This window comes from Pseudomonas sp. SYWMCR5 (assembly GCF_057197165.1).
On the sequence record NZ_JBXUNH010000003.1, the window covers coordinates 178,576 to 202,803 of the forward strand.

A 24,228-nucleotide genomic window follows, 5' to 3' on the forward strand; every position below is an offset into this window, starting at 1 on the left:
CGTCGGTACAGCGAATTGGGGCTGCTGCGCAGCCCATCGCGGGACAAGCCCGCTCCTACAAGGATCACGCCAGACCTGTAGGAGCGGGCTTGTCCCGCGATGGGCCGCATAGCGGCCCCAAGTCATTGATGCGCCCTAACGAACGAGCGCATTGCACTCTGCCATTTGGCTATCAAAGCCCGATCGGCGCTACACTCTGCACCCCGACCGATACAGCCAACACGAGGCTCACGCATGCAGTATCGCGATTTGCGCGACTTTATCCGTGGCCTGGAGCAGCGCGGTGAACTCAAGCGCATCCAGGTTCCTATCTCGCCCGTCCTGGAAATGACCGAAGTCTGCGACCGCACCCTGCGGGCCAAGGGCCCGGCGCTGCTGTTCGAAAAACCCACGGGTTTCGACATTCCGGTACTGGGCAACCTGTTCGGTACTCCCGAGCGTGTGGCCATGGGCATGGGTGCCGAGTCGGTCGGCGAACTGCGTGAAATCGGCAAGCTGCTGGCCTTCCTCAAGGAGCCCGAGCCGCCGAAGGGCCTGAAGGATGCCTGGTCGAAACTGCCGATCTTCAAGAAGGTCGTGTCAATGGCACCCAAGGTGGTCAAGGATGCGGTGTGCCAGGAGGTGGTGGTCGAGGGTGACGATGTCGACCTTTCGCAATTGCCGATCCAGCACTGCTGGCCAGGTGATGTGGCGCCACTGATTACCTGGGGCCTGACGGTCACCCGTGGTCCGAACAAGGACCGCCAGAACCTGGGCATCTATCGCCAGCAGGTCATCGGCCGCAACAAGGTCATCATGCGCTGGCTGAGCCATCGTGGCGGCGCGCTGGATTACCGCGAATGGTGCGAGAAGCACCCGGGCCAGCCGTTCCCGGTGGCCGTCGCGCTGGGTGCAGACCCGGCCACCATCCTTGGCGCCGTGACGCCGGTGCCCGACACCCTCTCCGAGTACGCTTTTGCAGGGCTTCTGCGCGGCAACCGCACCGAGCTGGTCAAGTGCCGCGGCAGCGACCTGCAGGTGCCGGCCACCGCAGAAATCATCCTCGAAGGTGTGATCCATCCGGGTGAAATGGCCCCGGAAGGCCCTTACGGCGACCACACTGGCTACTACAACGAGGTGGACAGCTTCCCGGTGTTCACCATCGAACGCATCACCCATCGGCAAAAGCCGATCTACCACAGCACTTACACCGGCCGGCCGCCAGATGAGCCGGCGATCCTCGGCGTGGCGCTGAACGAAGTGTTCGTGCCGATCCTGCAGAAGCAGTTCCCCGAGATCGTCGACTTCTACCTGCCACCGGAAGGCTGTTCCTACCGCATGGCGGTGGTGACCATGAAAAAGCAATATCCGGGGCACGCCAAGCGCGTGATGCTGGGTGTGTGGTCGTTCCTGCGACAGTTCATGTACACCAAGTTCGTTATCGTCACCGACGACGACGTCAACGCCCGCGACTGGAACGACGTGATCTGGGCCATCACCACGCGCATGGATCCCAAGCGTGATACGGTGATGATCGACAACACGCCGATCGACTACCTCGACTTCGCGTCGCCGGTATCGGGCCTGGGGTCGAAGATGGGCCTGGACGCCACGCACAAGTGGCCGGGCGAGACTACACGCGAATGGGGCCGGGTCATCGTCAAGGACGAGGCCGTTACCCGCCGTATCGATGAGCTGTGGGACCAGTTGGGAATAGATTGATGCAGGTGACCTTGCAGCCGTCCGGCGCGGTGCTGTCCATCGAGCCGGGCGAGAGGATTCTGGATGCCGCGCGGCGCCTGGGCTACGAGTGCCCGAGCAGCTGTCGCAACGGCAATTGCCATGTGTGTGCGGCGTTGCTGGTGGAGGGGCGGGTGCGACAGGACGGTGAAGTCCGCGATCACGGCGAACTGTTCACCTGCATCGCCGAACCGCTGGAAGACTGCGTGCTGCTGTGGGATGGCGTGCTGGCCCTGGGCGAGTTGCCCGTGCGCAAGCTGGCCTGCACCGTCAGCGAGTGCGTCGAGGTCGGCGGGGATGTCTGGCGCGTGCGTCTGCGCGCGCCCGCCGGCAAGCCGCCGCGCTACCACGCCGGGCAATACCTGATGATCGAGCGTGAGGGCGCCGACAAGGCCGCCTTTTCGCTGGCGTCTGCCCCGCATTCGGGCCGTGATCTCGAGCTGCATGTGCTGGCCCGCGAAAGCAGCGCGGTAAAGCTGATCGAGCAGTTGCAGCGCAACGGTATGGCCCGCATCGAGCTACCATTCGGTGACGCACACCTGGCCGAGCTGCCGGACGGGCCGCTGGTGCTGATTGCTGCCGGGACCGGCATGGGCCAGATGCACAGCCTGGTCGAGCATTGCCGCGCCAACGGCTTCAAGCATCCGGTGCACCTTTACTGGGGTGTGCGTCGGCCCGAGGAGTTCTACACCCTCGAGCACTGGGCCGAATGGGAGCGTCTGCCCAACCTGTTCCTGCACAAGGTGGTCAGCGACCTGTGTGGCTGGGAGGGGCGTTGCGGCCTTTTGCACGAGGCAGTGTGCGAGGATATCGCCGACCTGAACAGTGTGCATGTCTATGCCAGCGGTTCACCGAACATGGTCTATGGCACGCTCGATGCGCTGGTCGAGGCGGGCATGGATGCACACCGCATGCGCGCCGACGTGTTTGCCTACGCTCCACGCGGCTGAGTAACTAGGTCTTCATGAGCGCCTGCGGCGCGCTGCAATGGCGCGCCGTGATTAATAACCAAAGTTATCGTCGTCGATTATAAGCGGTGAATTATTACTCGCCGGGTTAATAACTTTTACTATGCTTATAACAACACTTTCCAGTCGTCGGTATCGCGCGTGAAACTTTGCCAAAAGGGGTTGAGGTTTCGCCGTCATATGTCTTACGGTAGGCACATCGTCATCAACCTCTTGCGGTACAGGCCCCGCAGCATTGGGTGCGGGCTCGCAGGCGAAGGCGTCGATCGCAACACAGCTCTCCGGTAGTTACACAGGAAATAATGGCGGCAGCCTATGTCGGCACTTGAAAGTTCTTCGTGGCAGGTTTCCTATCCTCCGTCGCTCGACTTCGGTCAACAACTGACCCCTGAGCAATTGCAGCACTCCATGACAACGACCATGTCCCGTCATGACGGTGGGCCTGTGTGGTTGTTCGCCTATGGTTCGTTGATCTGGCGTCCGGAGTGCAACTCGGTAGAGCGCCAGCGTGCGCGGGTGCACGGTTATCATCGTGGGCTTTACCTGTGGTCCCATGAGCACCGCGGCACACCGGAATGCCCGGGGCTGGTGTTCGGCCTGGATCGTGGAGGGTCGTGCAGCGGCTTTGCTTACCGCCTGGACGAGAGCTGCCTGGACGACTCGCTGATGGCCCTGTGGCAGCGGGAGATGCCCTATCCGGCCTATCGCCCGCATTGGCTGACCTGCCGACTCGATGACGGCAGCAAGGTGCAGGCCTTGGGCTTTGTGCTCGAGCGTCACTTGCCGTGCTATGCCGGCAACCTGCCGGACACCCTGTTCAGCCAGATTCTGGCCAGTGCCAAGGGGCGTTACGGCACCACGCGGGAGTATGTGGAGCAGACGCTCAACGCCTTGCGCAGCCACCAGATGCCTGATCGGGGGCTGGAGGCGCGGTTTCAGCGCTGCCATAACCTGCGCGAGGTTTGACTGCGCTGGGCTCTTCGCGGGCAAGCCCGCTCCTGCAGAGACGGTACAGTTTGTAGGAGCGGGCTTGCCCGCGAAGAAGTCATCACCGAATCACCTGGCCAATACCACCAGCTTGCCCACCGCCTGCCGCTGCCCCAGCCGTTCGATAGCCGCCCCGGCCTCGGCCAGCGCGTAGGTCTGCGACACCAGCGGTTTCAACTTGCCCTCGGCATGCCACGCAAACAGCTGACGGAAGTTGGCAACGTTGTCTTCTGGCTGGCGCTGGGCGAACGCGCCCCAGAACACCCCCAGCACTGCAGCGCCCTTGAGCAGCACCAGGTTGGCCGCCATCTGCGGAATGCTGCCGCTGGCAAAGCCCACCACCAGCAGCCGGCCGTTCCAGGCCAGACCTCGCACTGCCTGGTCGAACAGCTCGCCGCCGACCGGGTCGTAGATCACGTCCACACCCTGGCCGTTGGTCAGGCGCTTGATCTCTTCCTTGAGGCTGGCCTGGCTGTAGTCGATCAACTCATCCGCGCCGGCTGCCTTGGCCACGGCGAGCTTTTCGGCACTGCTGGCCGCCGCGATGACCCGTGCACCCAACGCCTTGCCGATTTCCACCGCTGCCAGCCCGACGCCGCCTGATGCACCCAGCACCAGCAGGGTTTCGCCCGCCTTGAGCTGGCCACGCTGGGTAAGTGCGTGCATCGAGGTGCCGTAGGTCATGCCGAAGGCGGCCGCCGTGGTGAAATCCATACCTGCCGGAATGGGCAGCACATTGTAGTGAGGCACCGCGACCTGCTCGGCGAAGGCACCCCAGCCGGTGAGGGCCATGACCCGGTCGCCGACCTTGAAAGCCCCGGCCTTCTCGCCGACTGCCGCCACCACGCCGGCCGCTTCGCCGCCGGGCGAGAAGGGCAGAGGCGGTTGGAACTGGTACTTGCCCTCGATGATCAGGGTGTCGGGGAAGTTGACCCCGGCGGCATGCACCTCGAGGAGGATCTCGTTCTTTTTCGGCACGGGATCCGCGACCTCTTCCAGCACCAGGTCCCGTGCCGGGCCCAGGGTTTTGCACAACACAGCTTTCATCGGGCTATTCCTTTGCGGGTGATGGCCGATAAGTGTAGGAGGACGAAGGGGCGGGTCAACGAGCATGGCCTGCTCTGATAAGCCGGCATAAGCCCGGGCTTGGGTTTGAGCGACGCGCTGGGTAAGCTGGCGCCAATTGTATTGAGGAGCGATTTCGTGAAAGCGTGGATCTTGATGGTGCTGGCCTTGATGCTGCCGGTGGCGGCCACGGCCGAAGAGGGCAAGGAAGGCGAGCCAAAGGTTGCCTACATCAACCTGACCCCGCCTCTGGTCGGCAACTATGCCCTCGATGGCGGCCCCAGGCTGCGCGTCTACAAGGCCGACGTGGCCCTGCGCGTGACCGGCGATGCTGCCGCCGCGGCGGTCAAGCACCATGAGCCGCTGATCCGCAACCAGCTGGTGGCGCTGTTCACCCAGCAAGGCGTGGATAACATGAGCAATGTCGAAGCCAAGGAGGCGTTGCGTCAGGAAGCCTTGAAGCAGGTTCAGCAGGTGATGGAAACCGAAGAAGGCAAGCCGATCGTCGAGGACCTGCTGTTCAACAACCTGATCGTGCAGTGAGTTCCTCGGCGCGCTCCCGCACAGCGGCTGCCTGGATCACCTCGCCAGCGCGCAGATTGCCTGCCATTGCTCCGGGGTCACTGGCATCACCGACAGGCGGCTGCCTTTCTGCACCAGTGCAAGTGCTTCGAGCGCCGTCTGCTGCTTGAGCAAGCCGAGGCCAAGCACCTGACCGAACGTGCGCACATGCTCGACATCCACTGCGCTCCAAGGGTTCTTCTCGGCACTGGCCTTGGCGTCGAAGTAGTGGCTTTGCGGGTCCAGCGCCGTCGGGTCGGGGTAGGCGCCGGCCTTGATCCGGGCGATCCCGGCGATACCCGGTTGCGGGCAACTGGAGTGGTAGAAGAAGAATTCGTCGCCTACGCTCATATCCCGCAGGAAATTGCGTGCCTGGTAGTTGCGCACCCCGTCCCAGCGCGCCTGGCCGAGGCGGGCCAAGCCTTCGATGGAAAGTTCGTCGGGCTCGGATTTCATCAGCCAATAGGCCATGGATGCTGCTCCTGACAAGGTTTGAAATAAGATGTTGCATCAAACCGACAGCCGGTTGGCGTCAACATTTGCGTGGCGCGTCACGTTGTCGGAAAATGCGCCGATTTTAAAGCTATACGCTCCGGTAGCACCAAGAAGGCTGCCGAGCCTGAACAGTTTGCCTAGGGGGGCAACGATGAACAAACGCAAACCGGACCTGCTGTGGATCCTGGCTTTCATCTTCGGTCTGGGTGTCGTCACCACCGGTTATGCGCAGGGTTTGTGGGAGCGAAAGCTCGACGCCGCCTATCAGGCGCCGGCCGTATCCGCCCAACAGCAGCGCTGAAGTGCTGCGGCGCGCGGCCTAACGTTCAGGCCGGCGCCAGGTACCAGTCACGGTCCGAGACCGTTCCGCGCAAGGGTACGTCCCAACTGGCCTGCGCCAGTCGTTCCACCTTCTGGCATTCATGTGCCAGCCCCAGCAGCAGCGGTTTCTTCCACGCCTTGCGCCGCCCCTGATAGGCCAGGCTGCGATCATAGAAGCCGCCGCCCATCCCCAGCCGTCCGCCCACTTCATCGAAACCCACCAGTGGCAGCAGGATCAGGTCCAGCGACCAGACCGGCCGCTGACGCTTGCGCTCGATGACTGGTTCAGGGATGCGGAAGCGGTTGCGTCGCAGTTTTTCGCCCTGTTCGAAGCGTTGGAACACCATGCGCGTGCGTGGCCAGGCATGCAGCACCGGCAGGTAGGTGCGCTTGCCGCGCCGCTGGGCTTCGCGCAGCAACAGGCGCGGGTCGATCTCGCCGTCGTTTGGCAGGTACAGGGCGATATGCCGCGCGCGGCGAAACAGCGGGTGCTGGGCCAGTTGCCGGTACAGCCCGACGGCGGCCTGGCGTTGCTGGGCGGGCGTCAACGCGCGTCGTGCGTTGCGCAGCACGCGGCGAAGTTGCGGACGGGTGAGCGGCACGGTGTCGGTCATGGCACAGGCGATCCCGGATGCTGGCCGCCGACGGCGGCACAAACGAAATGCCCGCCGGTAAGGGCGGGCATTGAGAATTCAGGCTCCCCGACAAGACCGCTATCGGTGTAGCCCTTGAACCCGAAAGTTCAAGGTGGAGATTGCAGGAGGCGTTAAGGCTTTCCGTCGAGCGGACATGCACACCTGCCCCACGTGCAACCCCCGTGGTTGTGCGTATCGGCTCAGGGACATAACCGACTGGCGCATCCCCCAGGGAGTCGCGCCAGTATACCAATCTCAATCGTTTTTGCTAACCGCGTCGTCGGACAGCGCCTGGTCGACGCGCTCGAGCAGGTCGCGCACCTGTTCGCGGGTGGTGCCGCCGCTGGCGACGTCAGGGCGCTCCTGGCGGTGCAGCAGCTCATGGGTGATGTTCAACGCCGCCATCACCGCGATGCGGTCGGCGCCGATCACCTTGCCGCTGCTGCGGATCTCGCGCATCTTGCCGTCCAGGTAGCGCGCGGCACCCACCAGGTTGTTGCGTTCTTCCGGCGGGCAGATGATCGAGTATTCCTTGTCGAGAATCTGGACGGTGACGCTATTGCTTGAACTCATGAGTCTTGCTCCAGGGCCTTCAGACGCAAGATCATCGACTCGATCTTGTGCCGGGCGATCTCGTTCTTTTCGATGAGGTGGGCGCGCTCTTCGCGCCAGGATTTTTCCTGAGCTACTAGGAGTGCATTTTGCCGTTTTAGTTGCTCGACGCGCTCGATCAGCAACTCGAATCGGCTCATCAGCGCTTGCAGGTCGTTGTCTTGCATGGGTTGCACTCGATCCGCTCCTTCGTCGATCGCCTGGCGATCATGCCTCTGCCCGAGCCGCGACGGCCAGCGCAGATGGTCTTGGCGCGCCTGCCGGTGCTAGGATACAAGGTCTTCATTCTAGTCATATGCGCCGTCTGGCGCCTAGCCGCCCATGCCCAATACCCAATCGCCTTACATCGCCTTCGCCATGCTGCTCTCCAGCAATGGCCATCCCGCCACTCCTGCCGAGCTGCACGGCCTGCTGATCGGTCGCAGTTGCGCCGGTGCCGGCTTCGATGCCGATGCCTGGCTGGCCGACGCCGCCCAACTGCTTGAAACCGAGCCCGGTGACACTGTCCGCAACGCCCTGATCGGCCTGCAGGAGATGGTCAAGGCCGAGCTGACCGGCGAAGACGTCGCCATCGTGCTGCTGCTGCCGACCGACGATGCCGCCCTGAGCGATCGCGCCACGGCGCTGGGCCAATGGTGCCAGGGCTTCATTACCGGTTTTGGCTTGAACGCCGGTGGCAAGGACCTGTCCACCGATGCCAAGGAAGTGCTCCAGGACCTGGTCGCCATCTCCCAGGTGCAAGAAGCGCTGGAAGAGTCCGAGGACGGCGAGAGCGACTACATGGAAGTCATGGAGTACCTGCGCGTCGCACCGCTGCTGCTGTACACGGAGCTGGCCGCGCCTGTCGCTCCGGCGCCAAAACCATCGCTGCATTGATCGACCCGGGGGTCGTTTGCCCATGAGCCACATACCCAAGGCGGAGTACGCCCGTCGGCGCAAGGCGCTGATGGCGCAGATGGTCCCCGACAGCATCGCCATCCTGCCGGCGGCGGCGGTCGCGATCCGTAACCGCGACGTCGAGCACGTCTATCGCCAGGACAGCGACTTCCAGTACCTGAGCGGCTTCCCGGAGCCCGAGGCGGTGATCGCCCTGATCCCCGGCCGCGAGCACGGCGAATACGTGCTGTTCTGCCGCGAGCGCAACCCCGAGCGTGAGCTCTGGGACGGTCTGCGTGCCGGCCAGGAGGGCGCGATACGCGACTTCGGCGCCGACGATGCCTTCCCGATCACCGACATCGACGAGATCCTCCCTGGCCTGATCGAAGGTCGCGAGCGGGTCTACAGCGCCATGGGCAGCAACCCCGAGTTCGATCGCCGGCTGATGGACTGGATCAATGTGATCCGCTCCAAGGCGCGCCTCGGTGCGCAACCGCCGAACGAGTTCGTTGCCCTGGATCATCTGCTGCACGACATGCGCCTGTATAAGTCGGCAGCGGAAGTGAAGGTAATGCGCGAGGCTGCGGCAATTTCCGCGCGCGCCCATGTGCGGGCCATGCAGGCCTGCCGCGCCGGTCTGCACGAATACAGCCTGGAGGCCGAACTGGACTACGAGTTCCGCAAGGGTGGCGCGAAGATGCCAGCGTACGGCTCGATCGTCGCCGCCGGGCGCAATGCCTGCATCCTGCACTATCAGCAGAACGATGCGCCGCTCAAGGATGGTGACCTGGTGCTGATCGACGCCGGTTGCGAGATCGACTGCTACGCCAGCGACATCACCCGCACCTTCCCGGTCAGCGGGCGGTTCTCGCCCGAGCAGAAGGCGATCTACGAACTGGTGCTCAAGGCCCAGGAAGCCGCCTTTGCCGAGATCGCGCCGGGCAAACACTGGAATCACGCCCATGAAGCGACGGTGCGCGTGATCACCCAAGGGCTGGTCGAGCTGGGGCTGCTCAAGGGTGAGGTGCAGGCGCTGATCGACAGCGAAGCCTACCGCGCGTTCTACATGCACCGCGCCGGACACTGGCTGGGCATGGATGTGCACGATGTGGGTGAATACAAGGTCGGCGGTCAGTGGCGGGTGCTCGAACCGGGCATGGCGCTGACTGTAGAGCCAGGTATCTACATCGCCGCCGACAACCAGAGCGTGGCGAAGAAGTGGCGCGGCATCGGGGTGCGGATCGAGGACGACGTGGTGGTCACCAGAAAGGGCTGTGAAATTCTCACTTCGAGTGTGCCGAAGACAGTCGACGAAATCGAGGCACTGATGCTCGACGCGCGCAAGGACGTGGCATGAGCCGGGTCAACCTGGCGATCATCGGCGGCGGCCTGGTCGGTGCCAGCCTCGCGCTGGCGCTGCAGGCCGGGGCCAAGGTGCGTGGCTGGAAGATCCTGCTGATCGAGCCGTTCGCCCCCGGCGACAGCTTCCAGCCCAGCTACGACGCACGTTCCTCGGCGCTGTCCTTCGGCACTCGGCAGATCTACGACCAGCTTGGCCTGTGGCAGGGCATCGAGCGCCGCGCCGAGCCGATCCGGCAGATCCAGGTGTCCGACCGCGGCCGCTTTGGCGCCACCCGGCTGGATGCCCAGGAAGAAGGTGTGCCTGCGCTGGGTTATGTGGTGGAGAACGCCTGGCTCGGCCAGTGCCTGTGGCAGGGGCTGGACAGCGAGGTGGTGAGCTGGCGCTGCCCGGCCGAAGTCAGGGCCATGCAGCCCGTCGAGGGCGGTTATCGCCTGCAACTCGACGATGACACCAGCCTTGAGTGCGACCTGGCGATTCTCGCCGATGGCGGCCGCTCCGGCCTGCGCGAGCAGTTGGGCATTCATGTGCGCCGCACGCCCTATGACCAGAGCGCGCTGATCGCCAACATCTCTCCAGGCGAGGCCCATCGTGGCCAGGCCTTCGAACGATTCACCGAACAAGGCCCGATGGCCTTGCTGCCACTGCCGGAAAACCGCTGCGCGCTGGTCTGGACCCGCCAGGGCATGGACGCGCGGCGTCTGGCCGATATCGACGAGCGCGCCTTCCTGCGCGAACTGCAGGACGCGTTCGGCTACCGCCTCGGCGCTCTGCGCCAGGTCGGCGCACGGCATCTCTACCCGTTGGCGCTGGTCGAAGCCGAGGAGCAGGTACGCCCGCACCTGGTGGTGCTAGGCAACGCGGCGCACAGCCTGCATCCGATCGCAGGCCAGGGCTTCAACCTGTCGCTGCGTGACGTGCAGGCGCTGGCCGAGGCCCTGCTCGCAGGCCCGCAGCAGCCGGGCGACCTGGCAACGCTGCAGGGCTATCGCCAGCGCCAACGCCTGGACCAGAGCCTGACCATCGGCTTCTCCGACCAGGTCACCCGCCTGTTCGGCAGCGCCCAACCGCTGTTGGCCGCCGGGCGCAACCTCGGCCTGCTGGGGCTGGACCTGCTGCCGCCGGCCAAGAGCTGGTTCGCCCGCCAGGCCATGGGCCTGGGAACCCGCCCCGACCCGCGAGGCCGCGCATGAAAGACGCCCGCAAGCTCGCGCGCCGGGCCCGCATGCTGCGCTGGTTGCTGAATTTCTACCCGCCCTACCTGGGGGCCGGTATCCGCGTGCAGCACATCAGCCCCGACATGCGCAGCGTCAAGGTGCGCATGAACCTGACCCGCTGGAACCGCAACTACGTCGGCACCCAGTTCGGTGGCAGCCTCTACTCGATGGTCGATCCGTTCTACATGCTGTTGCTGATCGAGCAGCTGGGCCGCGAGTACATCGTCTGGGACAAGGCCGCCAGCATCGACTTCATCGCACCGGGCAAGGGCCCGGTGTTCGCCGAATTCCACATCGACGACGCACTGCTGGACGACATCCGCCAGCAGACGGCCGGTGGCAAGAAGTGCCTGCCGCGTCTGCAGGTCGATATCCGCGACGGCGCCGGCGAGCTGGTGGCGCGGGTCGACAAAACCCTATACGTGCGGCTCAAGCCGCAAGCGAGGCAGGCGTAAGGCATGGACATGCGCGCGGATCTGTTGATTGTCGGTGCCGGTATGGTCGGCAGCGCCCTGGCCCTGGCGTTGCGCCACAGTGGCCTGGAGGTGCTGCTGCTCGATGGCGGGCCGCTGTCGGTCAAGCCTTTCGATGACGCCGCGCCCTTCGAGCCGCGGGTCAGTGCCCTGTCGGCCGCCAGCCAGCGCATTCTCGAGCGTCTTGGCGCCTGGGAGGGCATTGCCGGGCGCCGCGTGACGCCCTATTCGGACATGCAGGTCTGGGACGGTAGCGGCACCGGTCAGATTCATTTTTCAGCCGCCAGTGTGCATGCCCAGGTGCTCGGCCACATCGTCGAGAACCGTGTGGTGCAGGACGGCCTGCTGGACCGTCTGCACGACAGTGACGTCGGACTGCTGCCCAATGCTCGCCTGGAACAGCTGCGCCGCTCTGGCGATGAGTGGCTGGTGACCCTGTCCGATGGCCGTCGCCTGCGTGCGCCGCTGGTGGTCGCTGCCGATGGCGCCAATTCGGCGGTGCGGCGCCTGGCGGGCTGCGAGACGCGCGAGTGGGATTACCTGCACCACGCCATCGTCACCAGCGTGCGCTGCAGCGAGGCGCACCGCGCCACGGCCTGGCAGCGCTTCACCGACGAAGGTCCGCTGGCCTTTCTGCCGTTGTCGCGCGATGACGGCCAGCACTGGTGTTCGATCGTCTGGTCCACCACGCCGGAGCAGGCCGAGCAGGCCATGGCGCTGGATGATGCGGCGTTCTGCCAGGCACTGGAGCGCGCCTTCGAAGGCCGCCTGGGCCAGGTGCTGCATGCCGACCGCCGCGTCTGCGTGCCGCTGCGCCAGCGCCATGCCAAGCGCTATGTGGACGAAGGCCTGGTGCTGATCGGCGATGCGGCCCACACCATCCACCCCCTGGCGGGGCAGGGCGTCAACCTGGGCTTTCTCGATGCGGCAGTGCTGGCCGAGGAACTGGTGCACGCGTGCGAGCGTGGCGAGCGTCTGGCCGATGTGAGGGTGTTGAGTCGCTACGAGCGCCGACGCATGCCGCACAACCTCGCCCTGATGGCGGCGATGGAGGGCTTCGAGCGCCTGTTCCAGGCCAACCCGCTGCCGCTGCGCTGGCTGCGCAATACCGGGTTGAAGCTGGTGGAAGGGATGCCTGAGGCCAAGGCGGTGTTCGTGCGCCAGGCCTTGGGGTTGAGCGGCGACCTGCCAGAACTGGCCAAGGCTTGAGGGCCCTATCGCGGGGCAAGCCCGCTCCTGCAGGTACATCACCTGCCTGAAGAGCGGGGTGGTCCTAGAGGGGGGGCTTGCCCCGCGATTGCTTTGCAACATCCGGTAACGGCTCCAAGGGTGAGTGGGAAAATGGGATTCACTACCATTTGCACCTCTCTAACCCCGAGGAGCATCCACCATGTCGCCCCGCAAGCCCCTACTGGCCGCCCTGGCCCTGACCTTGTTTGCCGGTTCCGTCCAGGCGGCGGATGATGAAGTGGTGGTGTACTCCTCGCGCATCGACGAGCTGATCAAGCCGGTATTCGATGCCTACACCGCCAAGACCGGGGTGAAGATCAAGTTCATCACCGACAAGGAAGCGCCGCTGATGCAGCGCATCAAGGCCGAGGGCCAGAACGGCGTCGCCGACCTGCTGCTCACCGTGGATGCCGGCAACCTCTGGCAGGCCGAGCAGATGGGCATTCTGCAGCCGATCAAGTCGGACATTATCGACAAGAACATTCCGCCGCAGTACCGCGCTTCGTCCCACGACTGGACCGGCCTGAGCCTGCGTGCGCGGACCATCATCTACTCCACCGAGCGGGTCAAGCCCTCGGAGCTGAGCACCTACGAAGCCCTGGCCGACAAGCAGTGGGAAGGCCGCCTGTGCCTGCGCACCGCGAAGAAGGTCTACAACCAGTCGCTGACCGCCACCCTGATCGAGACCCACGGCGAGGCCGAGACCGAGAAGCTGGTCAAGGGCTGGGTCAGCAACCTGTCCACCGACGTGTTCTCCGACGACAACGCCGTGATTCAGGCCGTTGCCGCAGGGCAATGCGACGTGGGTGTGGTCAACACCTACTACTACGGGCGCCTGCACAAGGCCGACCCGAAGCTGCCGGTGAAGATCTTCTGGCCCAACCAGGGCGACCGTGGCGTGCACGTCAACCTCTCGGGCATCGGCCTGACCAAGCATGCCCCGCACCCGGAAGCGGCGAAGAAACTGGTCGAGTGGATGACGGGCGAGGAAGCGCAGAAACTGTTCGCCGACATCAACCAGGAGTTCCCGGCCAACCCCAAGGTCAAGCCGTCGGATGAAGTCGCGGCCTGGGGCAGCTTCAAGGCCGACAGCCTGCCGGTGGAAGTGGCGGGCAAGCGCCAGGCCGAAGCCATTCGCCTGATGGATCGGGCTGGCTGGAACTGAGTTTCAGCGCTTATCCTTTCGGGGCCGTTCAAGGCCCCTTCGCAGTTGAAGCCACTCCCACACATTGAGAGTGGCTTTGGCCGCGAACGACCGCACAGCGGTCGCAACCTGCAACCGAGATACCTGTCTTGCCCCACTCCCCCCAACGCCGCTGGTACCTTCCGGTCAGCCTTGTCGCCGCCCTGGTGCTCCTGCCCCTGAGCGTACTGGTGCTGTCGTGGCAGTCGATCGACACGCAGATCTGGTCGCACCTGCTCGACACCCAGATGAGCCGCCTGCTGGGCAACACCCTGACCCTGGTGCTGGGCGTGGGTGTCGGCGTCACCGTGCTGGGGGTCAGCCTGGCCTGGCTCACCAGCCTCTGCGAGTTTCCCGGTCGGCGCTGGCTCGACTGGGCACTGATGCTGCCCTTTGCCATTCCCGCCTATGTACTGGCCTTCGTCTTCGTCGGCCTGCTGGACTTCTCCGGCCCCGTGCAGAGTGCCTTGCGCGAGGTGTTCGGGCCGATGCGCCTGCCCCGGGTACGTTCGACCGGTGGGGTCATCATCGTGCTGGTGCTGGTGTTCTATCCCTATGTCTACCTGCTGGCGCGCACCGCCTTCCTGGCCCAGGGCAAGGGCTTGATGGAGGCCGCGAGGGTGCTGGGGCTGTCGCCGCTACAGGCGTTCTGGCGGGTGGCGCTGCCGATGGCGCGGCCGGCCATCGGCGCGGGCATCGCCCTGGCGTTGATGGAAACGCTGGCGGACTTCGGTGCGGTATCGGTGTTCAACTTCGATACCTTCACCACTGCCATCTACAAGACCTGGTATGGATTCTTCAGCCTGTCCGGTGCGGCGCAACTGGCCAGCCTGTTGTTGCTGGTCGTGATGCTGGTGCTCTATGGCGAACGCCGCGCCCGTGGCGCCAGCCGCAGCGGCAACGAGCGCCCGCGCGGGCAGGCGCTCTATCATCTGCGCGGGCTCAAGGCGCTGGCGGCCAGTGGCTGGTGCCTGCTGGTGTTCGCCTGCGCCTTCGTCATCCCGCTGCTGCAGTTGCTGGCGTGGTTCTGGCAGCGTGGCCGACATGACCTGGACGAACGCTATGGCGCATTGATCCTGCACACCCTGTACCTGGGCGCGATGGCGGCGTTGATCACCGTCAGCGTGGCACTGTTGCTGGCCTTCGCCCGGCGTCAGGCGCCCACGCCATCGATTCGTGCCGGCGTCGGCTTGGCCAACCTGGGCTACGCCTTGCCTGGTTCGGTGCTCGCGGTGTCGATCATGCTGGCGTTCAGCTATCTGGACAATCAACTGGTGATCCCGCTTTCCACCTGGCTGGGCGGGGCCGGCAAGCCGCTGTTGCTGGGCAGTGTGGCTGCGCTGTTACTGGCTTATCTGGTGCGCTTTATCGCGGTGGCCTACGGGCCGCTGGAAAGCAGTCTGGAGCGGATCCGCCCGTCGCTGCCGGAGGCTTCTCGCAGCCTCGGCGTGGCCGGGCCGAGATTGTTTTTCAAGGTGTATCTACCGCTGCTGGTCCCGGGTGCGCTCAGTGCCGCGTTACTGGTGTTTGTCGATGTGCTGAAAGAGATGCCGGCCACCCTTTTGATGCGGCCGTTCGGCTGGGACACCCTGGCCGTGCGGGTGTTCGAGATGACCAGCGAGGGCGAATGGGCGCGCGCCTCGCTGCCGGCCCTGACCCTGGTGCTGGTAGGGCTTTTGCCGGTCATCGGCCTGATCCGTCGCTCCGCCTATCGCCCTGGGCATCCTCACTGAGGGTGCCAGCCCCCGCCCTTGCGGCTACAATGCGCGGCATTCGTAGAGGTGGGTCCTACAAGATCAGGTGCTGATTCAACAGCGCCGACCGCCTCTGCTTCGCCACGCCCGGAAGGAGAAACCCATGGGACAGCGCACGCCCCTGTACGACCTGCACCTGGCGCTTGGCGCCAAGACGGTCGATTTCGGCGGTTGGGACATGCCCCTGCATTACGGCTCTCAGGTCGAAGAACATCATCAGGTCCGCAGTGATTGCGGCGTCTTCGACGTTTCCCACATGACAGTCATCGACATCGACGGTGCCGACGCCACCCCCTGGCTACGGCGCCTGCTGGCCAACGACGTGGCCCGCCTCGAAAGCCCCGGAAAAGCCCTCTACAGCCCGTTGCTCAATGAGCAGGGCAAGGTCATCGACGACCTGATCGCCTACCGCACCGAAGACGGCTATCGACTGGTGGCCAATGCTGCCACCCGCGACAAGGTACTGGCCTGGTTGAACGCGCAGAGCGAAGGCTTTGCCGTCGGTATCGAGGTACGCCCCGATCTTGCGATCCTCGCCATCCAAGGGCCCCAGGCCCGCGAGAAGGTCGCCGCACTGCTCAGTGCTGCGCGTGCCGCGCTGATTCGCGAGCTGCGCCCGTTCGAGGGCGTCGGCGAAGGCGACTGGTTCATTGCCCGCACCGGCTACACTGGCGAAGACGGGTTGGAAATCATCTTGCCAGGCGATCAGGCCGCAACGTTCTTCTACGATCTGGTCGGCGCCGGCATTGCCCCCAGCGGCCTTGGCGCTCGTGACACGCTGCGCCTGGAAGCCGGCATGAACCTGTACGGCCAGGATATCGACGAAGCCCACACACCGCTGACCTCCAACCTGGGTTGGAGCATCGCCTGGGAGCCAGCCGAGCGCGATTTCATCGGCCGCAGCGGCCTGCTGGCGGAAATCGAGCGTGGTGTGCAGGACAAACTGGTCGGCCTGGTACTGGAGGAGCGCGGCGTTCTGCGTGCCCACCAGATAGTTCGTGTTGCCGGTATTGGCGAAGGAGAGATCACCAGTGGTAGTTTCTCCCCTACGCTAAGCAAGTCCATTGCCTTGGCGCGCGTGCCCATCGCCACTGGCGACCGCGCCGAAGTAGAGATTCGCGGCAAGTGGTATCCGGTGCGGGTGGTCAAACCGACCTTCGTGCGCCACGGCAAGACCCTGATCTGAACACTCAATTACCGGCGGTAGACCGCTGAGCCAACCGAGGAATACGACACATGAGCAATATCCCCGCCGACCTGCGTTTTGCTGAAAGTCATGAATGGGCGCGCCTGGAAGCCGACGGCACCGTGACCGTGGGTATCAGCGATCACGCCCAGGAAGCTCTGGGTGATGTGGTGTTCGTCGAACTGGCCGAAGTCGGCAAGGTGTTCGCCGCGGGCGACGCTGCGGGGGTGGTCGAGTCGGTCAAGGCCGCATCCGACATCTACGCCCCGGTCGGCGGCGAAGTCATCGCCGTCAACGAGGAGCTGGCCGAAAGCCCTGAGCTGCTCAATGAAGCGCCCTACGAATCGTGGGTCTTCAAGCTCAAGCCAAGCGACAAGGCCGAGCTGGACAAACTGCTGGACGCGGCGGGCTACAAGGCTGCCATCGGCGAGTGATGGCATGCGGGAAGGGGCTGCCTGGCAGCCCCGATGACCCTAGTCCAACGCAACGCCCAAGGCCTGTGCACAGGCTTGCAGCGAACGTCGTTCGCTCTGGGCGTACAGCGCCAGTTCGTCCTGCACCTTGAGGCCCAGCGCTGCCTCGAAGGCATCGCGGTTGGCATTGCTGCCATAGTCAGCCTGGGCATCGTCGCCAAGGTTCGACTGGAAGATCCCTGCGGCACTGACCGGCAGGAAGTCCTCGTACACCAGCGCCTCGAAATGCACATGGCCAGCGTCGATCAGGCCTTGTAGCGTGGACGGTCGATCCTGGCGATCTCGCTCGGCCAGGCCTTTTTCGGTGGCGAAGTAACGGAAGTAGGCCAGCCCCTGCTCGCGCATCTGCGTCAGATCATCCGGGAATTCGGCAAAGTGCTGCGCCAGCAGCGTCTTGTAGTGCTCGGCATTGGTTTCGGCCGGCACCCCGTTGAGGGCGGCCCGGGTAGCGTCGAGCAGGCGGTCGTAGAGCGCACGGCCTTTGGGGGTCAGCGCCGCACCCCGTTGCTCGATTTCGCCGAAGCGCGCGGTGTGGCTGCCCTGGGCATCGCTGAACGCGACCTTTTCCTGCAATGCCTTGAAGCTGGTCTGACGCAGCAGTATCGGGTGGCGCCGGGTGGGTGGGCCTTCGACCACGGCTTTGGGCGGAATGCCCTTGGCCGGCATGCCGACCTGGATTGCATCGATGTCCAGGGTGCGTGGGGTCAGGTGATTGATATGCGGGCCCTTGAAGGCCACCACATCGGCGATCAGGCGGTGCTGGTCGTGCAGTTGCTGGTACTGTTCGGCGGTGACCGTGGCCTGCTGGTGCCAGCGGAAGGTGTGCAGCGCCTCCTGTACGAAGGTTTCGGCATCGGCCGCGCTCAGGCCGCCGTCGCGTTCGCACTGAGCGATCAGCTCCAGCACGCGCGGGGTGAAGATCTGGCGCTTGGCCAGGATGTCCTGGGCCAATGCGCGCAGGGGCGGGTTATCGATCAGCTCCAGGCGCAGCAGCGAGGTGAACACGCGGAACGGGCTGATGTGCAGCGCCTGTTCGTGCACCGCGCGAAAGGCGGTGGAGTGCACCGGAACCCCAGCCGAGCTCAGGTCGTAGTAGCCAACCGGCTCCATGCCCATGACGGCGAACAGGCGGGCGATGGTCGCCAGCTCTTCGGCGGTGCCGACACGGATCGCGCCATGGCGCTCCTGATCCAGGCGTTCGACTTCACCGGTCCAGCGCAGGGCCTGGGCCACTTCGGGCTGCTGGGCCATGACCTGCTGGTTGATTTCGCTCACCAGCTCCAGCAGCGTGCCGTAGAGCGGCACTTCCTGTTTGTACATGAGCGACATGGCGGCAGAGAACTGCGCGCGGATGCTGTCGGGGCTGACGAAATCGTGGGCGGGCATCGCTAGCTTCCTGAAGGTCAGTAGATACCCTTACATGAAAGCGGGGAATGGACTTTGTCCGCAAGCGAAAAAAAGTGTGAGGGTCATTCCTTTTGCTATTGAATTTGCCGGCCCTATCGCGGGACCAGTCGCAGCGGCGAACCGCCGCTGCGACTGGTCCCGCGATAGGGCCCGCCGCTCCAACGCATCACCCCGGCAACTGCGCGCGAATCCATTCCACCAACGCCCGCACCTTCGGCACCTCCGCCGCATGTTCGGCGAACGCCAGGTAGTGCTTGCCATTGCTCGGCATCGCATGGTTCCAGGCCACTACCAGGCTGCCTTCGGCCAATTCCTTGGCCGCCAGATAGCGCGGCACCAGGGCCACGCCGCAGCCGGACTGTGCGGCGCTGAGCGCCATGTAGAAGGTATCGAAGCGCGGGCCATGGTAGCTGTTGTCGGTGTGCAGCCCCTGTTCCAGGAACCATTCATGCCAGGCCTCCGGCCGCGAGGTGCTTTGCAGCAGCACCTGCCTGGCCACCGCACCGGGGCCGTCCAGCTCTTGTCCGCCCAGCAGCTCCGGGGCGCACACCGGCACCACCTCTTCGCCGAACAGTTCCACGCAGGTCGCACCCGGCCAGGTGCCCTGGCCGAAAAAGAACACCACGTCGGCCGAGCCCTGCAGCAGGGCGAAGGGCTCCATCTCGTTGCGGATGTCCAGGTGGATGTTGGGGTGGCGTTTGCCAAAGCCCTTGAGCCGAGGAATCAACCATCGCACGCCAAAACTCGGTTGAGTGGCTACTTTCAATACTTCGGTCTGTTCGCCATAGGTGAGGACATAGCGGCTGGACATATCCACCTGGGTGAGGATCTTGTTGACCTCGGCCAGGTACAGCGCACCCGCCGGCGTGAGCTGCAGGCGCCGGCGGATGCGCAGGAACAGGTGGTGACGCAGCATCTCTTCGAGCTGTGCCACCTGCTTGCTGACGGCGCTCTGGGTCAGGTGCAGCTCTTCGGCGGCGCGGGTGAAGTTCAGGTGACGGGCGGCGGCCTCGAAGCACTGCAAGGCTGTCATCGACGGAACCAGGCGTTTGGACATGGCACTCTCTAGGGCTGCGATACCATTCCGCAGGGGAATGATAAGAGGAATAAAGGTCGTTTGTTGCAGCAATGTAATCGGATTAATACTGATCCCCATCACCTTTTCAACCCTTCACCCGATGTAGGAGAAGCACAATGGTTGCTGCATTGCTCGAGCGCCTCGGCGTCGCCGCCGCGGATTACACCCAGGGCGACTACCCTGTTCACACGCCGATCGACGGCAGCCAGATCGCCTCGGTGAAATTGCTCGGCAAGGCCGAGACCATCGCCCGCATCGACCAGGCGCAAGCAGCCTTCGAAGCCTGGCGCAACGTGCCGGCCCCGCGTCGCGGCGAGCTGGTGCGTCTGTTTGGTGAAGTGCTGCGTGCGCACAAGGCTGACCTTGGCGAGCTGGTGTCCATCGAAGCCGGCAAGATCACCCAGGAAGGCCTGGGCGAAGTGCAGGAGATGATCGACATCTGCGACTTCGCCGTCGGCCTGTCGCGTCAACTCTACGGCCTGACCATCGCCTCCGAACGTCCGGGCCACCATATGCGTGAATCCTGGCATCCGCTGGGCGTGGTCGGGGTGATCAGTGCCTTCAACTTCCCGGTTGCGGTATGGGCATGGAACACCACGCTGGCGCTGGTAGCCGGCAACTCGGTGGTGTGGAAACCTTCGGAAAAGACCCCGCTGACCGCACTGGCCTGCCAGGCGCTGTTCGAGAAGGCCCTGAAAGCCTTTGGTGAGGCGCCGCAGGGCCTCAGCCAACTGGTGATCGGCGGGCGTGAAGCCGGTGAAGCCCTGGTCGATGACCCGCGTGTACCGCTGGTCAGCGCTACCGGCAGCACCCGCATGGGCCGTGAAGTGGGCCCGCGGGTTGCGGCGCGCTTCGGTCGCAGCATCCTCGAACTGGGCGGCAACAACGCCATGATCCTCGCCCCGAGCGCCGACCTCGACCTGGCCGTGCGCGGCATCCTGTTCTCGGCCGTGGGCACCGCTGGCCAACGCTGCACCACGCTGCGCCGGCTGATCGTCCACCGCTCGATCAAGGACGAAGTGGTCGCCCGTGTCAAAGCCGCCTACGGCAAGGTGCGCATCGGCGACCCGCGCAAGGACAACCTGGTCGGCCCGCTGATCGACAAGCTGTCGTTCGACGCCATGCAGGGCGCGCTGGCCAAGGCGCGCGACGAGGGTGGGCAGGTCTTCGGTGGCGAGCGCCAATTGGCCGACCAGTACCCCAATGCCTACTACGTATCGCCCGCCATCGCCGAGATGCCGGCACAGAGCGAGGTGGTGCGCCACGAAACCTTCGCGCCGATTCTCTACGTGCTGGCCTACGATGACTTCGAAGAGGCCCTGCGCCTGAACAACGAAGTGCCACAGGGCCTGTCGTCGTGCATCTTCACCACCGACATCCGCGAGGCCGAGCGCTTCCAGAGCGCCTCGGGCAGTGATTGCGGTATCGCCAACGTCAACATCGGCACCAGCGGCGCGGAAATCGGCGGCGCGTTCGGTGGCGAGAAAGAGACGGGTGGTGGCCGTGAGTCCGGTTCGGATGCGTGGAAAGGCTACATGCGCCGTCAGACCAATACCGTGAACTACTCGCGTGAGCTGCCGCTCGCGCAGGGCATCGTGTTCGACTGAGGTGAATGGCCGGGGGCCTTGGCCCCCGGTTCGCGGGACAAGTCGGGGCGCCGAACCGCCGCTCCTACAGGGATCGCGCAGGCGATGGGGATCCCTGTAGGAGCGGGCTTGTCCCGCGATTGGGCGGCATGCCGCCCCAACCGCAACAAGAACAATATTGCTGGAGCCGGGCCATGTCCGAACTGCGTCAAGAATGTCTGTGGGAATCGATCACCCGACCGACCGTCGCTTCACAGGCGCTGGCCGGTGAGCACACGGCCGATGTCTGCGTGATCGGCGCAGGAATCACCGGGCTGTCGGCGGCGATCCACCTGCTCGAACAGGGCAAGTCGGTCATCCTGCTGGAGGCCTGGAAGGTTGGACATGGCGGCTCCGGGCGCAATGTCGGGTTGGTCAACGCCGGGACCTGGATCCGTCCCGACGATGTCGAGGCGACCTTGGGGCTGGAGCAGGGCGGGCGCCTGAACAAGGTGCTTGGCGAGGCGCCCGGTGAAGTCTTCGCCATGATCGAACGCCTGGGCATCGACTGCCAGGCCCAGCACAAAGGCAACCTGCATATGGCGCACAACGCCACGGGCCTCGCCGACCTCGAAGCACGCCATGAACAATGGCGTCGCCGGGGTGCCGACGTGGAACTGCTGCGGGGGGCCGAATGCCAGGAATACTGCGGCACCGACAAAATTTCCGCCGCGCTGCTCGACCGCCGCGCCGGCACCATCAACCCCATGGGCTACACCCAAGGCCTGGCCTCGGCGGTGCAGCGTCTGGGTGGCAAGCTGTTCCAGCAATCGGCGGTCGAAGGCCTGACGCGTGATGGCGACGGCTGGCGAGTCGCCACCAACCGTGGCAGCGTGCGCGCCGACAAGGTGGTGATTTCCACGGGCGCCTACACTGAAGGCGACTGGAGCCACCTGCAGAAGCACTTCTTCCGCGGCTACTACTATCAGATCGCCTCCAAGCCGCTGCAGGGTGCGGTGGCCGACAGGATCCTGCCCCATGGCCAGGGTTCGTGGGATACCCGCACCGTGCTCAGCAGTATCCGCCGTGATGATCAGGGTCGCCTGCTGCTCGGCAGCCTGGGCCGGGTCGACAACAAGCCGGCGTGGTTCGTGCGCAGTTGGGCCGATCGCATCCAGAGCCATTACTTCCCTGAGTTGGGCAAGGTCGAGTGGGAAATGCACTGGACCGGCTGCATCGACTTTACCCCCGACCACCTGATGCGTCTGTTCGAACCGGCGTCGGGAGTGGTAGCGGTGACAGGCTACAACGGCCGTGGCAATACCACGGGCACCGTGATTGGCCGGGCTCTTGCGCAGTTTCTGCTCAAGGATGATCCGGACCGCCTGCCGATCCCGTTCTCACCGATGAAGCCGGTGAGTGCGCCTTCGTTGCGCACGGCATTCTACGAGTCGGGCTTCTCGCTGTATCACGCAGGGCAGTGCCTGCGCGTGGTGCTGTGATTGCACTGGCCCCTTCGCGGATAAACCCGCGAAAGGGCCCGCTTATTTGTGCAGCCAACTCAGAAAGCCGCCCTTCTTCACCGCTGCCGGCTTCTGCATCAGCAGCGACTCCCGGCTCTGCAGCCTGAACCGCTGCAGCTTGTTCAACGCCTGCACCACGTCGCCGCGCTCGGCCAGGCAACTGCGCACCTGCTCCTTGTCGATTCGGTACAGCAGGCAGCCAGTCAGGGTGCGGAACTCGGCGAACGAACTGTTCTCGTCCATGATGCCCTCGATCCCCAGCACTTCCCCCGGCCCCATGCGCCCGGCCTCCACGCGCTTGTCGCCATTGCGGATCGAGGCCTGGACCACACCGCTGCCGATCACCAGCAAGTGATCGGACTGTTGGCCGACATCCAGGATCACCTGGTCGGCCAGATACTCCACCGCCATCATGCGCTGGCTGAGGGCATCGCGTTCCTCGCTGCTCAGCGAACGGAACACCCGCACTTCGTCGAGCAGCTCACGCTGTCGGCTACGTGGGGCGACGGCCAGGTCGAGGTTCCACATCACACCGCTGGCCTCGAGATGGCGGTGGGCGAGGTCGAACAGCAGGTTGCGTACGTCGGTCTTTTGCGCCGCGTCGGCGATGAAACCGCTGGCCTCGTATTCCACCGACTCCAGCGTCGAGGCTTTCACCGACACTTTCGCTGCGGGTGACGGCAGCAGGGCGCTGGTGCCTTGCAGGGCTTTCTCCAGCGCGTCGAACACCCGCTTGGGGCGGATTCTGGCGGGTACCACCACACTGATCGAAACCCCGTGGCGGTCGGCTGGCCGGCTGTGGTTGAGCAGGCGCGCCTTGGCCGCCACCGAGTTGGGAATCACAGCCAGGCTGCCGCTGCCGGTGATCAGCCGCGTGGCGCGCCAGTCGATATCCACCACCTTGCCCTCGGTGCCGTCGATGGAGATCGAGTCGCCGATCTGGTAGGGCCGCGTGGTGTTGAGCACGATGCCGGAGAACACGTCGGCCAGGGTGCTCTGCAGCGCCAGGCCGATGACGATGGCCATCACTCCGGAGGTCGCCAGCAGCCCTTTGACCGGCAGTTGCAGGACATAGGCCGCCGCCGCCACGGCTGCGGCAAGAAAGATCAGCGCGCCCACGACATCCTGCAGCAGGCGCCCGCCGTGACTGCCGCGGGCGATCATCAGCAGGCCGAACACCACCGTCACCGTGCGCGCTCCGAACAGCCACCAGCCGATGGTCAGCACCGTGGCGATCAGGTTGCGCGCGACATCGTCCGCCCATGGCGGCGGTTGCAGCGGGCTCATGCCGGCGGCCAGCAGGACGGCGCTGAAGATCACGAAGATGCCCAGGCGCGTGACGATACGCCAGGCGCGGCGCTCCAGCGGGATCAGTTGCCAGAGCAGCAGGTCGAGGAAGATCAGGCAGGTTCCCAGCAGCAGGGGGTAGGACTGGATGAAGGCCAGCATGGTGGTCTCGGGGGCTAGGGGAGGGCTGAGGGGTAGTAAAGAGCAGGTTGGTTGCCCAGGCAATGGGGCATCTGTGGGTGTGGGTTTACCT

24 protein-coding genes and 1 other RNA gene are annotated in these 24,228 nt (G+C 64.8%); 16 read left to right on the forward strand and 9 right to left on the reverse strand.

Features of this window, described 5'->3' with window-relative positions; all coding sequences use genetic code 11:
* The first annotated feature begins 234 nt into the window (after nucleotides 1-234).
* From ubiD to AC2CGW_RS11250, 3 genes are all read left to right on the forward strand, one after another.
* Nucleotides 235-1,701 carry a 4-hydroxy-3-polyprenylbenzoate decarboxylase gene (gene ubiD, locus AC2CGW_RS11240; protein WP_186669884.1) on the forward strand — a complete coding sequence of 489 codons (1,467 nt, stop codon included), beginning with the start codon at nucleotides 235-237 and terminating at the stop codon, nucleotides 1,699-1,701.
* Nucleotides 1,701-2,669 (forward strand): CDP-6-deoxy-delta-3,4-glucoseen reductase, encoded by a 969-nt coding sequence (locus tag AC2CGW_RS11245; protein ID WP_186669883.1) that lies wholly within the window; start codon nucleotides 1,701-1,703, stop codon nucleotides 2,667-2,669. The genes ubiD and AC2CGW_RS11245 overlap by 1 nt, the downstream gene beginning before the upstream one ends.
* A gap of 333 nt (nucleotides 2,670-3,002) precedes the next feature.
* Nucleotides 3,003-3,653 (forward strand): gamma-glutamylcyclotransferase, encoded by a 651-nt coding sequence (locus tag AC2CGW_RS11250; protein ID WP_065861755.1) that lies wholly within the window; start codon nucleotides 3,003-3,005, stop codon nucleotides 3,651-3,653.
* Nucleotides 3,654-3,743: 90 nt separating this feature from the next.
* Here the strand turns inward: AC2CGW_RS11250 and AC2CGW_RS11255 are convergent, their stop codons facing one another.
* A complete protein-coding gene (locus AC2CGW_RS11255; RefSeq protein WP_186709960.1) occupies nucleotides 3,744-4,721 on the reverse strand; it encodes an NADPH:quinone oxidoreductase family protein in 978 nt (325 codons plus the stop codon).
* A 156-nt stretch (nucleotides 4,722-4,877) separates the two neighbouring features.
* On the opposite strand from AC2CGW_RS11255, the gene AC2CGW_RS11260 reads away from it, so the two are divergent.
* Nucleotides 4,878-5,282: a flagellar basal body-associated FliL family protein gene (locus AC2CGW_RS11260; RefSeq protein ID WP_186709958.1), complete on the forward strand. Its 405-nt coding sequence runs from the start codon at nucleotides 4,878-4,880 to the stop codon at nucleotides 5,280-5,282.
* A 36-nt stretch (nucleotides 5,283-5,318) separates the two neighbouring features.
* Here AC2CGW_RS11260 and AC2CGW_RS11265 read toward each other — a convergent pair whose 3' ends face one another.
* Nucleotides 5,319-5,771 (reverse strand): EVE domain-containing protein, encoded by a 453-nt coding sequence (locus tag AC2CGW_RS11265; protein WP_186669877.1) that lies wholly within the window; start codon nucleotides 5,769-5,771, stop codon nucleotides 5,319-5,321.
* 175 nt (nucleotides 5,772-5,946) lie between these two features.
* Here AC2CGW_RS11265 and AC2CGW_RS11270 point away from each other — a divergent pair, with 175 nt between their 5' ends.
* Entirely contained in the window at nucleotides 5,947-6,096 is a 150-nt protein-coding gene (locus AC2CGW_RS11270) for a hypothetical protein (protein WP_172964797.1), read from the forward strand.
* A 25-nt stretch (nucleotides 6,097-6,121) separates the two neighbouring features.
* Here AC2CGW_RS11270 and AC2CGW_RS11275 read toward each other — a convergent pair whose 3' ends face one another.
* From AC2CGW_RS11275 to AC2CGW_RS11290, 4 genes are all read right to left on the reverse strand, one after another.
* The gene (locus tag AC2CGW_RS11275) at nucleotides 6,122-6,730 is read right to left on the reverse strand and encodes a 5-formyltetrahydrofolate cyclo-ligase (RefSeq protein ID WP_063542056.1); all 609 of its coding nucleotides are present in this window, start codon (nucleotides 6,728-6,730) and stop codon (nucleotides 6,122-6,124) included.
* Nucleotides 6,731-6,810: 80 nt separating this feature from the next.
* Nucleotides 6,811-6,989, reverse strand: a non-coding RNA gene (gene ssrS, locus AC2CGW_RS11280) — 6S RNA.
* A 17-nt stretch (nucleotides 6,990-7,006) separates the two neighbouring features.
* Nucleotides 7,007-7,324, reverse strand: a complete 318-nt coding sequence (locus tag AC2CGW_RS11285; protein ID WP_054894085.1) for a cell division protein ZapA — start codon at nucleotides 7,322-7,324, stop codon at nucleotides 7,007-7,009.
* The gene (locus tag AC2CGW_RS11290; RefSeq protein ID WP_054894084.1) at nucleotides 7,321-7,530 is read right to left on the reverse strand and encodes a TIGR02449 family protein; all 210 of its coding nucleotides are present in this window, start codon (nucleotides 7,528-7,530) and stop codon (nucleotides 7,321-7,323) included. The genes AC2CGW_RS11285 and AC2CGW_RS11290 overlap by 4 nt, the downstream gene beginning before the upstream one ends.
* 154 nt (nucleotides 7,531-7,684) lie before the next feature.
* Here AC2CGW_RS11290 and AC2CGW_RS11295 point away from each other — a divergent pair, with 154 nt between their 5' ends.
* From AC2CGW_RS11295 to gcvH, 9 genes are all read left to right on the forward strand, one after another.
* On the forward strand, nucleotides 7,685-8,239 hold the full coding sequence (locus AC2CGW_RS11295) for a YecA/YgfB family protein (protein WP_186669875.1): 555 nt from the start codon (nucleotides 7,685-7,687) through the stop codon (nucleotides 8,237-8,239).
* Between the two features lie 22 nt (nucleotides 8,240-8,261).
* The gene (gene pepP, locus AC2CGW_RS11300; protein WP_186709956.1) at nucleotides 8,262-9,596 is read left to right on the forward strand and encodes a Xaa-Pro aminopeptidase; all 1,335 of its coding nucleotides are present in this window, start codon (nucleotides 8,262-8,264) and stop codon (nucleotides 9,594-9,596) included.
* Nucleotides 9,593-10,792, forward strand: a complete 1,200-nt coding sequence (ubiH, locus tag AC2CGW_RS11305; protein ID WP_186709954.1) for a 2-octaprenyl-6-methoxyphenyl hydroxylase — start codon at nucleotides 9,593-9,595, stop codon at nucleotides 10,790-10,792. Before pepP ends, ubiH begins: the two co-directional genes overlap by 4 nt.
* Nucleotides 10,789-11,271, forward strand: coding sequence for a DUF4442 domain-containing protein (locus tag AC2CGW_RS11310; RefSeq protein WP_054894080.1), 483 nt, complete (start codon nucleotides 10,789-10,791; stop codon nucleotides 11,269-11,271). The genes ubiH and AC2CGW_RS11310 overlap by 4 nt, the downstream gene beginning before the upstream one ends.
* 9 nt (nucleotides 11,272-11,280) lie before the next feature.
* Nucleotides 11,281-12,498, forward strand: coding sequence for a 2-octaprenyl-3-methyl-6-methoxy-1,4-benzoquinol hydroxylase (locus AC2CGW_RS11315; protein WP_484574112.1), 1,218 nt, complete (start codon nucleotides 11,281-11,283; stop codon nucleotides 12,496-12,498).
* Nucleotides 12,499-12,679: 181 nt separating this feature from the next.
* Entirely contained in the window at nucleotides 12,680-13,684 is a 1,005-nt protein-coding gene (locus AC2CGW_RS11320) for an extracellular solute-binding protein (RefSeq protein ID WP_186669871.1), read from the forward strand.
* A 128-nt stretch (nucleotides 13,685-13,812) separates the two neighbouring features.
* Nucleotides 13,813-15,435 carry an ABC transporter permease gene (locus tag AC2CGW_RS11325; protein WP_186709952.1) on the forward strand — a complete coding sequence of 541 codons (1,623 nt, stop codon included), beginning with the start codon at nucleotides 13,813-13,815 and terminating at the stop codon, nucleotides 15,433-15,435.
* Nucleotides 15,436-15,559: 124 nt separating this feature from the next.
* Entirely contained in the window at nucleotides 15,560-16,642 is a 1,083-nt protein-coding gene (gene gcvT / locus AC2CGW_RS11330) for a glycine cleavage system aminomethyltransferase GcvT (RefSeq protein WP_186669867.1), read from the forward strand.
* 50 nt (nucleotides 16,643-16,692) lie between these two features.
* Nucleotides 16,693-17,076, forward strand: coding sequence for a glycine cleavage system protein GcvH (gene gcvH / locus AC2CGW_RS11335; RefSeq protein WP_484574049.1), 384 nt, complete (start codon nucleotides 16,693-16,695; stop codon nucleotides 17,074-17,076).
* 39 nt (nucleotides 17,077-17,115) lie between these two features.
* Here the strand turns inward: gcvH and hglS are convergent, their stop codons facing one another.
* Nucleotides 17,116-18,501, reverse strand: coding sequence for a 2-oxoadipate dioxygenase/decarboxylase HglS (hglS, locus tag AC2CGW_RS11340; RefSeq protein WP_186669865.1), 1,386 nt, complete (start codon nucleotides 18,499-18,501; stop codon nucleotides 17,116-17,118).
* A 187-nt stretch (nucleotides 18,502-18,688) separates the two neighbouring features.
* Entirely contained in the window at nucleotides 18,689-19,579 is an 891-nt protein-coding gene (locus AC2CGW_RS11345; RefSeq protein ID WP_186669864.1) for a LysR family transcriptional regulator, read from the reverse strand.
* Between the two features lie 137 nt (nucleotides 19,580-19,716).
* Here AC2CGW_RS11345 and amaB point away from each other — a divergent pair, with 137 nt between their 5' ends.
* Together amaB and amaA are read left to right on the forward strand one after the other, a co-directional pair.
* Nucleotides 19,717-21,207: an L-piperidine-6-carboxylate dehydrogenase gene (amaB, locus tag AC2CGW_RS11350; RefSeq protein WP_186709946.1), complete on the forward strand. Its 1,491-nt coding sequence runs from the start codon at nucleotides 19,717-19,719 to the stop codon at nucleotides 21,205-21,207.
* Nucleotides 21,208-21,380: 173 nt separating this feature from the next.
* Entirely contained in the window at nucleotides 21,381-22,667 is a 1,287-nt protein-coding gene (amaA, locus tag AC2CGW_RS11355) for an L-pipecolate oxidase (protein WP_186669862.1), read from the forward strand.
* A 42-nt stretch (nucleotides 22,668-22,709) separates the two neighbouring features.
* Here amaA and AC2CGW_RS11360 read toward each other — a convergent pair whose 3' ends face one another.
* Nucleotides 22,710-24,137, reverse strand: coding sequence for a mechanosensitive ion channel family protein (locus tag AC2CGW_RS11360; RefSeq protein WP_186721024.1), 1,428 nt, complete (start codon nucleotides 24,135-24,137; stop codon nucleotides 22,710-22,712).
* Nucleotides 24,138-24,228: the final 91 nt, after the last annotated feature.